This window comes from Microscilla marina ATCC 23134, from assembly GCF_000169175.1.
Lineage (GTDB): Bacteria > Bacteroidota > Bacteroidia > Cytophagales > Microscillaceae > Microscilla > Microscilla marina.
This window is the reverse complement of sequence record NZ_AAWS01000005.1, coordinates 231,940-246,189: the sequence shown is the minus strand read 5'-3', so window position 1 is coordinate 246,189 and position 14,250 is coordinate 231,940. Positions and strand designations below refer to the sequence as shown.

Genomic DNA, 14,250 nt, shown 5'->3' with positions numbered 1-14,250 from the left:
CTTTTGTTGTAACTTTGCGATTTATCGAAGTTTCCGAAAGTCGGAGCCACTTGTTAAGTTAAAGAAATCAATGCGAAAAGAAGATATTAATATCAATGTGACATTGGATGACGCCAATGTATGTGAGCAAATACTTTGGATGGCTACCAATACACCTGACCAAGGTACAAATGGTTCAAAGGCCATGTCTTTGTCGTTTTGGGACGAAGACGGTAAAGGTACTGCCAAAATGGACTTATGGACTAAAAAAATGGAAATTCATGAGATGAAGGCATTTTGTATCGAAACAATTGCTGGACTCGCTGATACCGTTCGTCAGGCAACCAACGATGAAGCAATGGCTATGGATATAGACGACCTATGCCGCCGTTTGAGCCAACGTTTGAAACAGGAAATGGAACAACAAAAGCAATAAATCAGTTATCAGTAGAGAGTCATCATGTGAACAGTACTCTTCACTGGTGATTCTTTATACAAATCTGTTCACAAACAAATCAGGTACTGGGTGCTAGTGCACTGGGTACTAAGTTACTCACTTATTCTTTGGCGACTTATTTAATCCCCAGTGCACTAGGTACTGGGTGCCGGGTAGCTTTTTCATTGCTTTACAGCAATACCCAGTACCTAATCCCCAAAACCTAATACCTTAAAAAAAATGAGCAAAAAAGGACGAGTTTTGGTGGCAATGAGTGGAGGGATAGATAGCTCTTTGGCTGCCGTTCTACTACACGAACAAGGCTACGAAGTAGTAGGCATTACAATGAAAACTTGGGATTATGCTTCGTCAGGTGGAAGTAAAAAAGAAACCGGTTGCTGTAGCCTCGACTCTATCAATGATGCCCGAAATATTGCCGTTGACCTCGGTTTTCCACACTTAATCTTAGATATTCGCAATGAGTTTGGCGATTATGTGATCGACCATTTTACCAATGAATATCTCGACGGACGCACACCTAACCCCTGTGTACTGTGTAACACCCACATAAAATGGGATGCATTGCTACGCCGTGCCGACAAGCTTGACTGTGAGCATATAGCCACAGGGCATTATGCCAACATTCGCGAAGAAAACGGGCGTTATGTTATATCTAAAGGCATTGATGAAGGCAAAGACCAATCGTATGCTTTGTGGGGGGTTTCTCAGCAAAGCCTGAGCCGTACCATACTGCCCTTGGGACAATTGTACAAATCCCAGATCAGAGAGATGGCTATAGAACGGGGTTTTGTAGAACTGGTAAATAAATCAGAGTCTTATGAAATATGCTTTGTGCCTGACAACGATTACCGTGGCTTTTTGAAAAGACGCGTACCGGAACTGGAAGAAAAAGTAGACGGTGGTGATTTTATATTGGAAGATGGTACAGTAGTGGGCAAACACAAAGGTTACCCCTTTTATACTATCGGACAACGCAAAGGCCTGGGCATTGCTTTGGGCTATCCGGTGTATGTGACTGGTATAGACAAAAACAATAACCGGGTAGTGCTGGGTACAGTAAAAGACCTGGAAAAAAACGGTATGATTGTAAACCAGCTAACTTTGCAAAAATATGCCGATATGAAAGGTAAACCTCTGGAAACCGTTACCAAAGTAAGGTATAATCACGAGGGAGCTCCTGCCCGTATTGAGCAGGTAAGTGACCACGAGATCAAAGTTTGGTTTCACGAAGAAGTAAGCGCCATTGCTCCTGGGCAAGCCGCTGTTTTTTATGAAGGAGACGACATGATTGGCGGGGGTTGGATTAAATCGAGCTTTAAATGGCAAGAAAACGAAGAGGGAATCATTGTAGAAAATTCAGCATTGCCTTCTTTAAAATAATCTCTTTGGTATAACTACTTGGGCAAACCCACTGCCCAGGTAGTTTTATTCATCTGCAGCTCTATTTTGAAACTATATTGAGGCAAAACTTGTATACCTGCTAAGTATATTGTTTTCAAATTATTGAAAGTCTGTCATGCGTTATCAAAGTAATTTTACCCAAATACTCACTTATATTCTATTCTCACTGATTGTAAGTTCTACCTTTACAGCCTGCTCTACCAAACCACTAGATCCTGATTCGATAGAACTGGGTACTACGTTTTTTCCGCTCGAAACCGGGCGGTATATCGACTACCAGGTAGAAGACATTCAGTTCACCCTGATTAATGACCCTGATACTAATCGTTACCAAATAAGAGAGCTCATTGCAGAAGAGTTTCAAGACATTAACGGTGACCCTGCCTTTCGGCTCGAAAGATTTAGACGGGCTACCGCGAACAATACCTGGCAACTTGACTCGGTATGGGTTGCCAAGCGTTCACTCAACCAGGCAATTGTCATACAAAGTAATTTACCGTTGGTAAAAATTGTTTTCCCAGTAGAAGAGGGTAAGCCCTGGGATGGCAATATACTCAATGGACTGGATCAAGATTTATACGAAATAGCCAATTTGAACAGGGCTTTTGCCGTAGATACGTTTAATTTTGCCAATACACTCAAAATCGTTCAAGGTAACGACTCTAGTTTAGTATCTATGGATAAACGCAATGAAGTATATGCAGCAGAAGTAGGCCTTGTATACAAAGACAGTACAGTAGTAACGTTTTGTACTGAAACACCAGATTGCTTTACTCAAATAGAATCAGGACGGAAGTCGGTACAGAAGGTCATTGGTTATGGAAAACAATAGTTTTGTTGGGTGGTTTTATCTAAGTAAAGCTAATCGGCACCCACAGGGGCAAGTCTCTAGATGCCGATGCATATCGGTGCTTTAAGCGACAAGTCACAAGTTCCTTAGATGCCGATAAATATCGTTGCTACCCCCTATAGGCAACTAACAAATCCATAGTATGCTTGTTTTCAGCGATTTATGAGTTTGTTAGTTAAAAAGTAACTGAAGATCTGCAACGGCTTGCTATGCATGGGCTAAAACACAATAAACCTTGAATACCAACTATATACTTATTAAAAAGAAAATAAAACCCAACTCTCTCATTATATTATGCAACACAAAAGACTATTATTCTTACTCATAACTACTTTGTTAGTGGGCAACGTGTCGGGCTACAGCCAAGTTATTAAAAAACATTTTATCTACCTTACCGATAAAACCAACTCCCCTTACTCGCTTGATAAGCCTGCCGATTTTCTCTCAAAACGCTCTATAGAGCGCCGGAATAAACAAAGTATCAAAATTACCACCCGCGAGTTTCCTGTAAACCCTGATTATATTACCCAAATAAAAAACGCGGGGGCTAAGGTATGGTACAGCTCGCGATGGCTCAATGCAGTATTGATAGAAGCCAGCGATGCTACATTGGCAGAAGTAGTTAAACTAAGTTTTGTAAAAAGCAGCCGGGTACTAAACAAGGGCAGACAAAAAAGACAAATAGAAAAAGAAGAAAAACGCCGGCAACGTGAAGCCCGCAGAAAGCAGAAAAAAGCTGCCAATGTCAAGCAGCGTACTACCGAAGACATCACCATTGAGTCGGAAGCTGACTATGGTAACTCGCTTTTTCAGGCAAAAATGATTGGGGCAGATGCTATGCACGAGGCAGGCTTCAAAGGCAAAGGCATTGCTATAGCAGTAATGGATGCTGGATTTCAGAATGTAAACAGCCTCAACTTTTTTAAACATTTATTCAGTAATCAACAAATTGGGGGTACTTATGACCTAGTAGATAATAAAGTAGATGTATACAGCACCGGAAGCCACGGTACCAAAGTATTGTCGACAATGGCAGCTTACCTGAAGGGTACCATGGTAGGCACTGCACCCGAAGCTACCTATTGGCTCTACCGTACCGAAGATGTGAGCTCAGAATATAGAATAGAGGAAGTAAATTGGTTGATAGCTGCCGAAAAAGCCGATAGTGCAGGCGTAGATATTATCAATTCTTCGTTGGGTTACAATACATTTGACGATGCCAGTATGAACTATACCTACCAAAACATGGATGGTAATACCACTATTATCACCCAAGCCGCTGACTTTGCTGCTGCTGTAGGTATTTTGGTGATTAACAGTGCTGGAAACGAGGGCAATGATCCCTGGAAATACATAGGTGCCCCCGCTGATGGTGACTCAGTGCTGACTGTAGGGGCAGTAAACCCAAACGGTACTTATGCCTCTTTTAGTTCTAAGGGGTACACCTCCGACGGCAGACTGAAGCCGAATATTACAGCCATGGGAAGCAATGTCACCCTGGTGGGACCATTTGGCTCTACTGTTGGCAATGGCACTTCGTTTTCTGCCCCTACCCTGACTGGGCTGGCAGCGGGGTTTTGGCAGGCAAACCCAACGCTTACCAACATGCAAATTATTGACTACCTGCAACGCTCGGCAAACCAGGCTGCCAAACCCGACAGTTTACTGGGCTATGGTATCCCCAACTTTAACCGGGCACAGGCAATTGCCACTAACCCTACTGCGTTGACCAAAGCCACTGATGGTAGCTTTAGTTTTTCGCCCAACCCCTTAGATGGCTCTCAGGCCTTGCGCATCGTGTTTAAGCCAAGCTATCGGGGCAAGAGCGTTCAAATGCACTTGTATGACGCCAACGGCAAACTGGTAGCTTATGAGCATTTGGCAACAGCACCCATTGAATATAATTGGGGCAAACCAGGTAAACTTGCCAGTGGGGTATACACGCTCAAGATAAACACCAAAACTCACTCTAAAACAGCAAAAGTGGTAAAGAATTAGCCCGCCATTGACTACCTATTTTATTAGCAGACAAGCCCTCTTTTGTTCTATACCATTTTCTAGAGCAAAAGAGGTTTTTTATTGCCAAATAATGACTGACTCTGGATGTAATCTTAGATTTTTCATATCAAAAACCTCATAAATACCCAGACATTAGTTGCGCAATCAACAATTTTCAAAAATTAACATTTCATTAAGGCAAAGTAAAAATAAGGTTCCATAGATTTGGCAAAAGTAACAAACACAAGACAATAATCACTATCTAATGGAATTGATAAAAAATCTAGAGTGGCGGTATGCCACCAAAAAATTTGACGCCAGCAAAAAAATTAGTGCTGAACACTTAGAAAAAATCAAAGAAGCAGTACGCTTGTCAGCTTCGTCTTATGGTCTACAGTTATACAAAGTTCTCATTATTGAAGATGCTGAAGTAAGGGAAAAACTCAAGGCGGCTTCCTGGGGACAAACCCAAATTACTGATGCCTCACAAGTGGTGGTTTTTTGTAACTACAATGAAGTACAAGATGCACACTTAGACGATTACCTTCAGCGCAAAGCTACTTCAGTAGGTATGAAAGTAGAAGACCTCAAAGGATATGCAGATTTTATGAAGGGTAAACTGGGCGAAAAAACAACCCAGGAAATACAAGAATGGACTGCCCGCCAAACATACATTGCTTTGGGTAACTTGCTTGCCGCCACCGCCGAGCTAAACATTGATGCTTGTCCTATGGAGGGTTTTGAACCAGCTGACTACGATAAAATTTTAGGGCTTTCTGATCAAGGACTCAGCGCAGCCGTAGTAGCTACTATTGGATACCGATCGGCAGAAGATCAAACGCAACACGCACCTAAAGTAAGAAAAGAAACTAACGAGCTTTTTGAGGTAATATAGTATAGTGAAGTTGACCAAGCAAAAAGCCGCAAGTATTGCTCTTGCGGCTTTTTGCCTAAGAAGAAAATGAAGAAAGCTTTAGCTCTACAGGTGGTGCTTTGCTCAATCATTGATCAAGCATATAAACCACTCGGCACCCTGCCTTGGTGCAATGCTGTTGTAACAGGAGGCAAAATGCTTGGCTATAAAGTGAGGCAAAAAATACTCTTGGTGTTGTTGCTCAGTGGCTCCAAAGGGAGGCTCGGTACGATCTAAAAATACGTTACAAAACAATACCCCTACCAATTTACCTTCAGGTTTAAGCAATGATTTCACTTTTTGTACATAACTCTCCCGCAAACTGGGGTTAAGTGCACAAAAAAAAGTTTGCTCAATAATTAAATCGTATTGCCCTACCAGCTCGAAGAAATCTCCTTGTAGTAAATGAGCTTCTGGAAAATCAGGAGACCTTGACTTGAGGTTATCTAATGGGGCTTGCACAATATCTATCACTGTTACATTAGTAAAACCCTGTTGGTGCAAATATTCTGCTTCATGGCTATTGCCTGCTCCTGGAACAAGTATTTTCAAGTGCTTATCCTCTAATTGATCTACATAAGCTTTGATAGGTGTAGTAATGCTTCCGGCGTCCCAACCTGTATCTTGTGCCTGATAACGGTTGCTCCAAAAGTCTTTGTCAAGTGTTGTGTGCATAAAGATATATTGTATTTTGTGTGTCTATGTCTAAAACAGTAAATGCGCAACAATGTTGCGGGCATCACTAGAAACCCCCTGTGCCAAATTAATACTCACGGCTCTTGGTTGGTACTAGAAAATCCGTCGATAAATTACACAGTTATAACCAGCACGCTCTACGTTTGACAAAAGTCCCCAACGGGTAATTTCACGACTCAAAGCTGAAGGAGCAATTGCCAAACGTGCTACCCGCCTAAATTTGCCCTGGCTGAGGTAATATTTTACAATGGCTGGTTTGCGCTGCCGCAAATGATCTGTAACCACCAAATACTGATACTTGTACTGAGTGCGTTGTCGAGCTTCGCGGTCAGCAGTAGTGCCATATAAGTCCATATACTGGTAGTAGCTCCCCGCCTGTAACACGGCATAAAAATACATAGGTTCGCCGATTACTCTCGCCCCTTTTGGAATGTGCTTTTGCACAAACTGAGTGACTTGTGGTGGCTGACGTTGAGGGAGACTTGCCACTACCTGCAGATTTTTTAAAGCAAAATAACTCAAGTTAAACATTGCCAATAAAATCAGGGGATACATTCGTAAATGATAGCGTCTGGCAGGTAGTTGACTCAGGCTATAAAATATCAATAAATAATAAAAAGGCAAGATAAACACCGAATACTGACCATAATCGCGCACTAAGCAGTAAAACAATCCAATGCTACCCAGCCCTACCATTATTGGGGCTACCCAAAAGCGACGTGGATACTTATACAATAAGAGTATACTTGCCAACAGTGCAGTAGCAATCAATACATAAGAATGGCGAGGTACATAACCCACCCCTCCCACAAACCAACCCACCAAAGAATCTTTAATCGCTTCATTTTGCCCCAAATAAGTATCAACAAAGCGTGGCAAACTACCAAAGGCCACATAAACCCAACTTGAATAAAGGCCGATAATGCAGCTTCCCCAAAGCATCAAAAGCGGTAATTGTCTGCGCCATTGCCACACCAAAGCTACTGTCAGGGGCACAAAAATAAAAGCCACCCTTGGGGTAGTCAACGAGGCAAGAGCTACCATCAGCCCCGAGGCTGCTACTTGGTACCAAGGCAAAGTTTGCGCTCTCAGCAATCCTGGCATCAACAAATACATGCTACCCAGAGCAAAGCTTAATGCCAACAAATCCATACGTCCCTCGTGCATCACCAGGTAATACAATGGGTCGGTAAGTAATAATAGCCACCAACCTTTTTGCCAAAGCCTCCAGTTGGTTTTTTTGGGCAAATAATGCTGGTACAATTGACCAAACAAGCCGCTACTTAACCATACGACTACCCCACCCGCAATCAAATTTACTAATCTGAAGCTGGCAATACCAAAACCAAATAGCTGAAAACTGGTACCTGTCAACCAAAAGTATACAGGGCCATAAAGCTTTACTTCGGTAAAAATGGCTACCTGTGGCACCAGTTTTCCGGTGTTTGCCCAATGCCAGGCAATGCTGGCAAAAAAAGTTTCGTCGAACCAAGGTAAGGGGGATGTATGAAGGGTAAAAAACTGAAGGAGCACAAAAACACCCACAAATACCCCAAAGAAAAGCGAAAAAATGAAAGGTCTTTTGCTGGATAGTTTCATGAATGATCTTAAAATATTTTTAAGTTTACTATTGGTTTATCAAATACACTTGCTTACGTTCGTGCTCTGACAGTTGATAGGGCTACCTGCTCATCAACAGTATTTGTATTGGTGATTATTTCAGATATATCAAATCATGAACAAGCAAACATTTTTTACTCCCGGACCCGCTGCCCTATACCCTACAGTGGCACAACATATACAAAGCGCTTTAGATAAGCAAATCCCTTCTATTTCGCATCGGAGTAAGGTGTTTCAGGACATTTATAAGCAAACATACCATAATATCCGAACAATTTTTAAACTACCCGACGATTATGCAGTGCTTTTTACAGGGTCAGCCACCGAAGTATGGGAACGCATGCTACAAAACTGCGTAGAAACCGAATCTTTTCACTTGGTAAACGGGGCTTTTTCTAAGCGCTTTGCCGACTTTGCCCAACTTATGGGTAAAACTGCCCACCTGCATGAAGTGCCTTTCGGCGAAGGGTTTGACATGGCTAAAGTAGACATACCTTCAACTGCCGAAATGATTTGCGTAGCGCACAATGAAACCAGTGCAGGGGTAAGCACTCCAGTGGATGATATTCACGCTCTCAAAGACCAACACCCCGACAAATTGCTGGTGGTAGACATGGTGTCGTCAGCGCCTTTGCCTTTGCTGGATTTTAATAAAATAGATGCTGCTTATTTTTCGGTACAAAAAGCGTTTGGAATGCCTGCTGGGTTAGGAGTTTGGCTGGTAAACAAGCGCTGCCTTGACAAAGCCAAAAAACTGGAAGCCAAAGGACAAGCAACGGGGGCTCATTATCGATTAGTAAACCTTTGGAAATCGTTTGAAAAGTTTCAAACGCCTCCTACGCCCAATGTACTGGGTATTTACTTGTTGGGCAAAGTAAGCGAAGATATGCTCAACCAAGGCATAGATCAAATACGACACGAAACTGAGGTAAAAGCCAACCTTCTGTACAATGCCTTGAGTAATCCAACGATTTTTAAGGGGTTCTCTCCTTTTGTGGCCAACCACCAACACCGCTCTGCCTCGGTTATTGTGGCCAACACCCCTGGTTCGGCGGCTGAGTTTATAGCCAAGGTAGGGCAACACCACATGACAATTGGCAGTGGTTATGGTAAATACAAAGATGCTCAAATACGCATTGCTAATTTTCCGGCAACCAGTGTGGCTCAAATAGAACAATTGATTGAAACAATGACTCAGTGTTTATAGATTTTTGATGGCATAAAAAAAACCTCGCTCCATAATGAACGAGGTTTTAAAACTACGAATACTTACTATTTCTGTCTACTACTTGTAAAGTGAACAAAACTCTATGAAAAAATAATTGGTACTTACACCAACATCAACCTAATGAGTCAAAAAACTACTTACTAACCTATTTATTAAATATTACTTCAAAACACCTGTTAATCTTACTTGAATTTCTTTGCGCCTGTTTATAACGAGGCGTTCGTAATAATAAAGAACCTTTGTATGGGTTTGTACTCAAAGGTTTCACAAAAAACTTTTTTCTTTTCCAACCCACTCTTTTCAGTCAATGTAATATTATCTAAAAAAACGCTGTAACCTTTTTGAAAACATCAGAGTACCAAGTAACAAAATGAAGGTTTAGTAACGTGTTCGCAATAACTGTCCGGTTTAGAATAAATTAGCTTCGCAGAGCTTGAACTTCGTTCTGCGGTTCTCTTCACTGCCCTTCGTTATTTTTATTGCCCATAGCGATGCTATGGACGCAAAAACCGATGGCTAAAGCTTCGCTTTGCCGAGCTCTGCCAAAGGCTAAATGCCTCGGTCAGTTTTGAGTCTTTGCCCAAAATTCAGACACCTATTTTGAACACGTTACTTAGTTGAATGAACTCACCTTGGGTTCAATACATTAAAAAAATGATAAAAATGGCAGAAGAGTTAATTAACAAGGCAGAAGACTTGTTTGAATCAGGCAAATTCGAAGAAGCAATCATGGTGTATACAGAAGTAATCAATCAGCGAAAATACTTATCTCTTGCCCGTCTTACTTATGTATTTTACATGAGAGGGCGTGCATACAAAGCAACAGGCGACCTCGATAAGGCACGTCAAGACTGGCGAACAACTCAACAGTTGAAAGACGAAGGAGGCAATCCATGGCCGTTGGCGTCTTAGTACTCAGCACTGACAAGTTTATAAGTTGCTTATTTTTAAGTGTTTATAATTTTGTTATTTCAACGCAAAATCTTTCAATTAGATATAAATTATCAAACCTCTGACTTGTCAGGGGTTTTTATATTTAAACCCAGGTAGTAAAAAGCTATTTTTTATTACAATACTCCTCAGTGATTTTAGTCAAAGTTGTTTGCTGGTGATCAGTTATTTATGAATTTAAAAACTATTTAATTGGGTGTTTGGGCGTAAAACCGAAACACTTTTAAAAATAAAGTGAGTACGCAATCTTAATATAAAATACTGGTTTACAGCACTTAACAAGGTGAACATTTACTCAAAGCAGCTATGGGCTATCGACTAAATACTATGGACTATTGTTATTAAGTACATCTGCCAAATTCACAGTTATTAAATTATATACTCCAATTAGTCGTTATATTTGAGGTAACGAATACATATCTGGAGCTGATCTGGCTAAAAAATTGAATGCATTCAACCTTTTTGGATAGAAATAAACACAAATATGATGAATATAAAAAACCTGAAACTTTCCTACCATGAGGGCTTGTATTGCCTTGTGGCAATTTTGCTTGCTTTTGGTTCATCGGCAAAAGCCAAAATTCCTGATAGCTTACTTACCAAACAACACAATGGGTTGCACCAACAAATGCAAAAAACGTTGCGTCGGGCTTTGGCACCCAATCGTGGTAAAAAAAGCCGTGCTTGGCGCGATGGAGTCACTTTTTTGGAAATAGGCGGAGGAGCTGCTATAACATACCGCTCCAATGACAACAACTTTAAAGAAGCTCGTCGCCCCTTGCATTTCTTTGCCGAGTTTGGCAACACAGGTATTCCAGTAAGCTTTGTGCTTTCGTATAATATGAATACCCGTTTTAATGCCGATTCGCTGTCTATTAACCCTAATCATTTGAACTTGAGCCTTAAGTATTCGTTTTTGCGTTATGCTTATGCTATTCCTGAGTGGATAGATGCTTATGGTTTTATGGGGGTGGGCTTATGGACAATGCCTATAGTACGTCGCCCCGACCCAGGAGCCACCAACCAACTGGAGCGCCCGCTTGCCGACGAATCGGGCTTTAGTTTTACTGCAGGGGTGGGCATGTCTTTTCGTATCATTGACCGTTTTGCACTTCACGCTCAGCTCGCCTATTACAACGGAGGCACAGACATACCAGTGGTTACCCCCAACCCTAACCCAAATCCTCCGCCTGCCAGGGTGATAGTGCCTCGCCGCATAGATGCAGGCTCTTTACAGATACAAATTCTGCTCAGCTACAGGTTTGGTCTAAGTGGTGGCAAAAAATACGTTTGCCCTACATTTTTATAATGGCTATTTGCCTGTAAAGGCTGAAAGCACATCGCATAAAGCATTCAAAGCCACGTTGATACCCGTCAGTGTGGCTTTTTTTATGAAATATACCTTGCAAACAGGTTTTAAAGTTAAAAAAATGGTATTTTTGCAAAACATAACTCTTTAATTATCAAATATTTAATTGGATGGAAACATTTGACGCAGAAAAGTATTATAAGCATTTTCAGGTGCTGTATGAAGATAATCACCTGATTATTGTAAACAAAAAAGGCGGAATGTTAGTGCAGGGAGACAAAACGGGTGATAAAACGTTGGGTGACTGGGTAAAAGAGTATATCAAAGAAAAATATGACAAACCAGGTGCTGTGTTTTTAGGTATTCCACACCGGATAGACCGCCCCGTATCAGGCATAGTAATACTTGCGCGTACGTCGAAAGCCCTCGAACGTATGAATCAGCTTTTTAAAACACGCAAGATTCAAAAGACTTACTGGGCTATAGTAAAAAGAAAACCTGCCGAAGAAGAAGGCAAATTGGTACACTGGCTCAAAAAAGATGGGGCAAAAAACGTAGTGACTGCTCACGACGAACCAGTAGATGGAGCCCAAAAAGCAGAAACCAGGTACAAGGTATTGGGTAACCTCAACGATCATTGGTTGCTGGAAGTGAATCCGATTACGGGTCGCCCTCACCAAATAAGGGTGCAATTGGCAAGCATGGGATGCCCTATCAGAGGGGATATAAAATATGGTTTTCCGAGAAAAGATCCGGATAAAAATATTCACTTACACGCCCGACGGGTCTACTTTATGCATCCGGTAAAAAAAGAACCCCTGGTATGCATAGCAGGAGTACCCGAAACCCAGTTTTGGGAACAGTTTTTAGTCTTTGACGACCCTAGTGATGTTAAAAACAAAAATTTAGACTTTTTATACTAAGTGATCTGGAAAAAATAAGATGTGCCAATTTAAGAACTGACCTTTCGCAGTGGATATTTTTGGTTAATTCAGAAAAAATACAGCGTTGTTTTATGAGTGCGTTAGCTGGGCTCAGCCTTATTTTGTGGGCGTTAAGAAATTTGAGGAATGAAGCCGTAAAAACAGATCACTGACCGAGGAACGAGGGAATGTTTGAGCTGTTTCGGCGTAATGGAACAAATTTTAGCAACCACAAAATACAGCTGCGGGGTTTTGGTTCCTTTTGACCTGGAGCAAAAGGAACGGCTTACAAAAACCCGATTCTTGAATTATTAAACCAAGTTTGATATAACTGCTAAAGTATACAAAAGAACAAATTTTTGACCTGCGAAAGGTCAGTTAAGAAAATATATTGTTCTCAGACGATTCAAAAAAAACGGTGCATAGCCAAAGCTATGAGGCTTTTTTTTTGAGAAGAATGAAGGCAATAGATACACTTTAATGGCTCAAATTATTTATGAAAGATCACTAACGATTATAAGCCACTCACCGCAAGGTGCAAGTGGCTTTTTTAATGCCCTTAAACGTAACCATCCGACTTGGATTTAGGGAACAAACAAGAAACAGCATATGCCTTCGGTTACTGCAAAAGTGCCCTGTTCCTACAACTTTCAGTAACTTAAGGCTTAAAGAACAGCATTGAACCACGGACTATCGCCTAAATCGCCAGACCAACACATCTATTCACCCAAAAGCTACGGGTTTTCAAAAATAAGTTGGTTTTCAATTCATTGGTTCGCCTTGCTCAGGTCACCCTGCGGTAAGACCTTCGTGAGAGGTGGGAGGGCTTCTAATCTATATGAATTGTTAGCTACCTACAGAACAGGGTGTACCCAGAACCTTACCAAGATGCAACCATTTGATTATTTATAGTGTCTAGCCAACATACATCGTTCTTTTTTTTGAAGTTAGGTAAAAAACACTACCTTGCATTGCAAATTACCTGTTTTTTTTCCATTTTTGTATGGATAGTGTCCGTTTTTGTACATTTTTGTGTATAGAAACTGAACACTACGCCCCAGGAATAAAGGAACTCTGCCTTAGTAAACAACTGATAATCAAACACATAAAATGAGTGGTATTGAAGTTGCCAATCAGGTGATACTGTTTTAAGCCCAGGCAAAGTGTATTTTGTGATGATACAACAAACAAAAAATCATGAGTCAAAAAAGTAGCATTTTCGATATGATTGGTCCAGTAATGATAGGACCGTCCAGTTCGCATACTGCCGGAGTGGTAAAAATTGCCCGGGTAGCCCATAGTTTTTTAGGAGGTCAACCCGAATCAGCCACCATTACTTTTTACAATTCGTTTGCTCGTACTTATGAAGGACACGGAAGCGACCGAGCAGTAATTGGAGGATTGTTAGGCTATGACACAGACGACGCCCGGATAAAAAATGCTTTGCAAGAAGCAGAAAAAGAAGGCCTTGAATTTTTCTTTAAGTCGGTGGGCAACGCTTCTACTATGCACCCCAATACCCTGAAGGTGCAGGCAACCCGTGGCGATTTATCAGTAGAAATGACCGGAGAAAGTCTGGGCGGTGGTGTAATCAATATTGCGAACTATAATGGATTCAGGGCAGATTTTAGTGCCTCTATGAACACATTGGTGATCAAAGCCCAGGATATAAAAGGTAGCATTGCATTTATTGCTCAGGTATTGGCACAAGACGGTTGCAATATTGCCGCTATGAATGTATCACGCAAGGGCAAAAACGATATGGCCTGCCAATTTATAGAGATTGACTCTGAGGTGGCACCTATTACTTTAGAATATTTGCAACACCTTGAATGGATTCACGACGTGATCTATATTCCTTATTCAAAATAATTTACATCTGTTGTAAGTTTTTCGGCAATTGATTGACTAATGCAACAGACCAA

General features: G+C 41.3%; 12 protein-coding genes. 10 read left to right on the top strand and 2 right to left on the bottom strand.

What is annotated here, in order from left to right; all coding sequences use genetic code 11:
* The first annotated feature begins 70 nt into the window (after window positions 1–70).
* The 5 genes from gldC (at window position 71) to M23134_RS06015 (ending at window position 5,580) form a co-directional block, all read left to right on the top strand.
* Entirely contained in the window at window positions 71–415 is a 345-nt protein-coding gene (gene gldC, locus M23134_RS06035; RefSeq protein ID WP_002694601.1) for a gliding motility protein GldC, read from the top strand.
* Window positions 416–655: 240 nt separating this feature from the next.
* The gene (gene mnmA, locus M23134_RS06030) at window positions 656–1,816 is read left to right on the top strand and encodes a tRNA 2-thiouridine(34) synthase MnmA (RefSeq protein ID WP_002694600.1); all 1,161 of its coding nucleotides are present in this window, start codon (window positions 656–658) and stop codon (window positions 1,814–1,816) included.
* Window positions 1,817–1,952: 136 nt separating this feature from the next.
* Window positions 1,953–2,669, top strand: a complete 717-nt coding sequence (locus M23134_RS06025) for a hypothetical protein (protein WP_002694599.1) — start codon at window positions 1,953–1,955, stop codon at window positions 2,667–2,669.
* Between the two features lie 312 nt (window positions 2,670–2,981).
* Window positions 2,982–4,685: a S8 family serine peptidase gene (locus tag M23134_RS06020; protein ID WP_002694598.1), complete on the top strand. Its 1,704-nt coding sequence runs from the start codon at window positions 2,982–2,984 to the stop codon at window positions 4,683–4,685.
* Window positions 4,686–4,950: 265 nt separating this feature from the next.
* The gene (locus tag M23134_RS06015; RefSeq protein WP_002694597.1) at window positions 4,951–5,580 is read left to right on the top strand and encodes an NAD(P)H-dependent oxidoreductase; all 630 of its coding nucleotides are present in this window, start codon (window positions 4,951–4,953) and stop codon (window positions 5,578–5,580) included.
* Between the two features lie 102 nt (window positions 5,581–5,682).
* Here M23134_RS06015 and M23134_RS06010 read toward each other — a convergent pair whose 3' ends face one another.
* Both M23134_RS06010 and M23134_RS06005 read right to left on the bottom strand, forming a co-directional pair.
* The gene (locus M23134_RS06010) at window positions 5,683–6,273 is read right to left on the bottom strand and encodes a methyltransferase domain-containing protein (RefSeq protein WP_002694596.1); all 591 of its coding nucleotides are present in this window, start codon (window positions 6,271–6,273) and stop codon (window positions 5,683–5,685) included.
* A 114-nt stretch (window positions 6,274–6,387) separates the two neighbouring features.
* The gene (locus tag M23134_RS06005; protein WP_002694595.1) at window positions 6,388–7,893 is read right to left on the bottom strand and encodes an ArnT family glycosyltransferase; all 1,506 of its coding nucleotides are present in this window, start codon (window positions 7,891–7,893) and stop codon (window positions 6,388–6,390) included.
* 136 nt (window positions 7,894–8,029) lie between these two features.
* Between M23134_RS06005 and M23134_RS06000 the strand changes: the two genes are divergently transcribed.
* The 5 genes from M23134_RS06000 (at window position 8,030) to sdaAB (ending at window position 14,197) form a co-directional block, all read left to right on the top strand.
* A complete protein-coding gene (locus M23134_RS06000; RefSeq protein WP_002694594.1) occupies window positions 8,030–9,121 on the top strand; it encodes an aminotransferase class V-fold PLP-dependent enzyme in 1,092 nt (363 codons plus the stop codon).
* A 684-nt stretch (window positions 9,122–9,805) separates the two neighbouring features.
* On the top strand, window positions 9,806–10,054 hold the full coding sequence (locus M23134_RS05995; protein WP_157558359.1) for an outer membrane protein assembly factor BamD: 249 nt from the start codon (window positions 9,806–9,808) through the stop codon (window positions 10,052–10,054).
* 523 nt (window positions 10,055–10,577) lie between these two features.
* Entirely contained in the window at window positions 10,578–11,402 is an 825-nt protein-coding gene (locus M23134_RS05990) for an outer membrane beta-barrel protein (protein ID WP_002694591.1), read from the top strand.
* A gap of 170 nt (window positions 11,403–11,572) precedes the next feature.
* The gene (locus M23134_RS05985; RefSeq protein WP_002694589.1) at window positions 11,573–12,325 is read left to right on the top strand and encodes an RluA family pseudouridine synthase; all 753 of its coding nucleotides are present in this window, start codon (window positions 11,573–11,575) and stop codon (window positions 12,323–12,325) included.
* Window positions 12,326–13,522: 1,197 nt separating this feature from the next.
* The gene (sdaAB, locus tag M23134_RS05980) at window positions 13,523–14,197 is read left to right on the top strand and encodes an L-serine ammonia-lyase, iron-sulfur-dependent subunit beta (RefSeq protein WP_002694588.1); all 675 of its coding nucleotides are present in this window, start codon (window positions 13,523–13,525) and stop codon (window positions 14,195–14,197) included.
* Window positions 14,198–14,250: the final 53 nt, after the last annotated feature.

What these genes read in the sequence shown, in the direction of transcription:
- gldC (WP_002694601.1), top strand. Translation starts at nt 71, where the DNA reads ATGCGAAAAGAAGATATTAATATCAATGTGACATTGGATGACGCCAAT.
- mnmA (WP_002694600.1), top strand. Translation starts at nt 656, where the DNA reads ATGAGCAAAAAAGGACGAGTTTTGGTGGCAATGAGTGGAGGGATAGAT.
- M23134_RS06025 (WP_002694599.1), top strand. Translation starts at nt 1,953, where the DNA reads ATGCGTTATCAAAGTAATTTTACCCAAATACTCACTTATATTCTATTC.
- M23134_RS06020 (WP_002694598.1), top strand. Translation starts at nt 2,982, where the DNA reads ATGCAACACAAAAGACTATTATTCTTACTCATAACTACTTTGTTAGTG.
- M23134_RS06015 (WP_002694597.1), top strand. Translation starts at nt 4,951, where the DNA reads ATGGAATTGATAAAAAATCTAGAGTGGCGGTATGCCACCAAAAAATTT.
- M23134_RS06010 (WP_002694596.1), bottom strand. Translation starts at nt 6,273, where the DNA reads ATGCACACAACACTTGACAAAGACTTTTGGAGCAACCGTTATCAGGCA.
- M23134_RS06005 (WP_002694595.1), bottom strand. Translation starts at nt 7,893, where the DNA reads ATGAAACTATCCAGCAAAAGACCTTTCATTTTTTCGCTTTTCTTTGGG.
- M23134_RS06000 (WP_002694594.1), top strand. Translation starts at nt 8,030, where the DNA reads ATGAACAAGCAAACATTTTTTACTCCCGGACCCGCTGCCCTATACCCT.
- M23134_RS05995 (WP_157558359.1), top strand. Translation starts at nt 9,806, where the DNA reads ATGGCAGAAGAGTTAATTAACAAGGCAGAAGACTTGTTTGAATCAGGC.
- M23134_RS05990 (WP_002694591.1), top strand. Translation starts at nt 10,578, where the DNA reads ATGATGAATATAAAAAACCTGAAACTTTCCTACCATGAGGGCTTGTAT.
- M23134_RS05985 (WP_002694589.1), top strand. Translation starts at nt 11,573, where the DNA reads ATGGAAACATTTGACGCAGAAAAGTATTATAAGCATTTTCAGGTGCTG.
- sdaAB (WP_002694588.1), top strand. Translation starts at nt 13,523, where the DNA reads ATGAGTCAAAAAAGTAGCATTTTCGATATGATTGGTCCAGTAATGATA.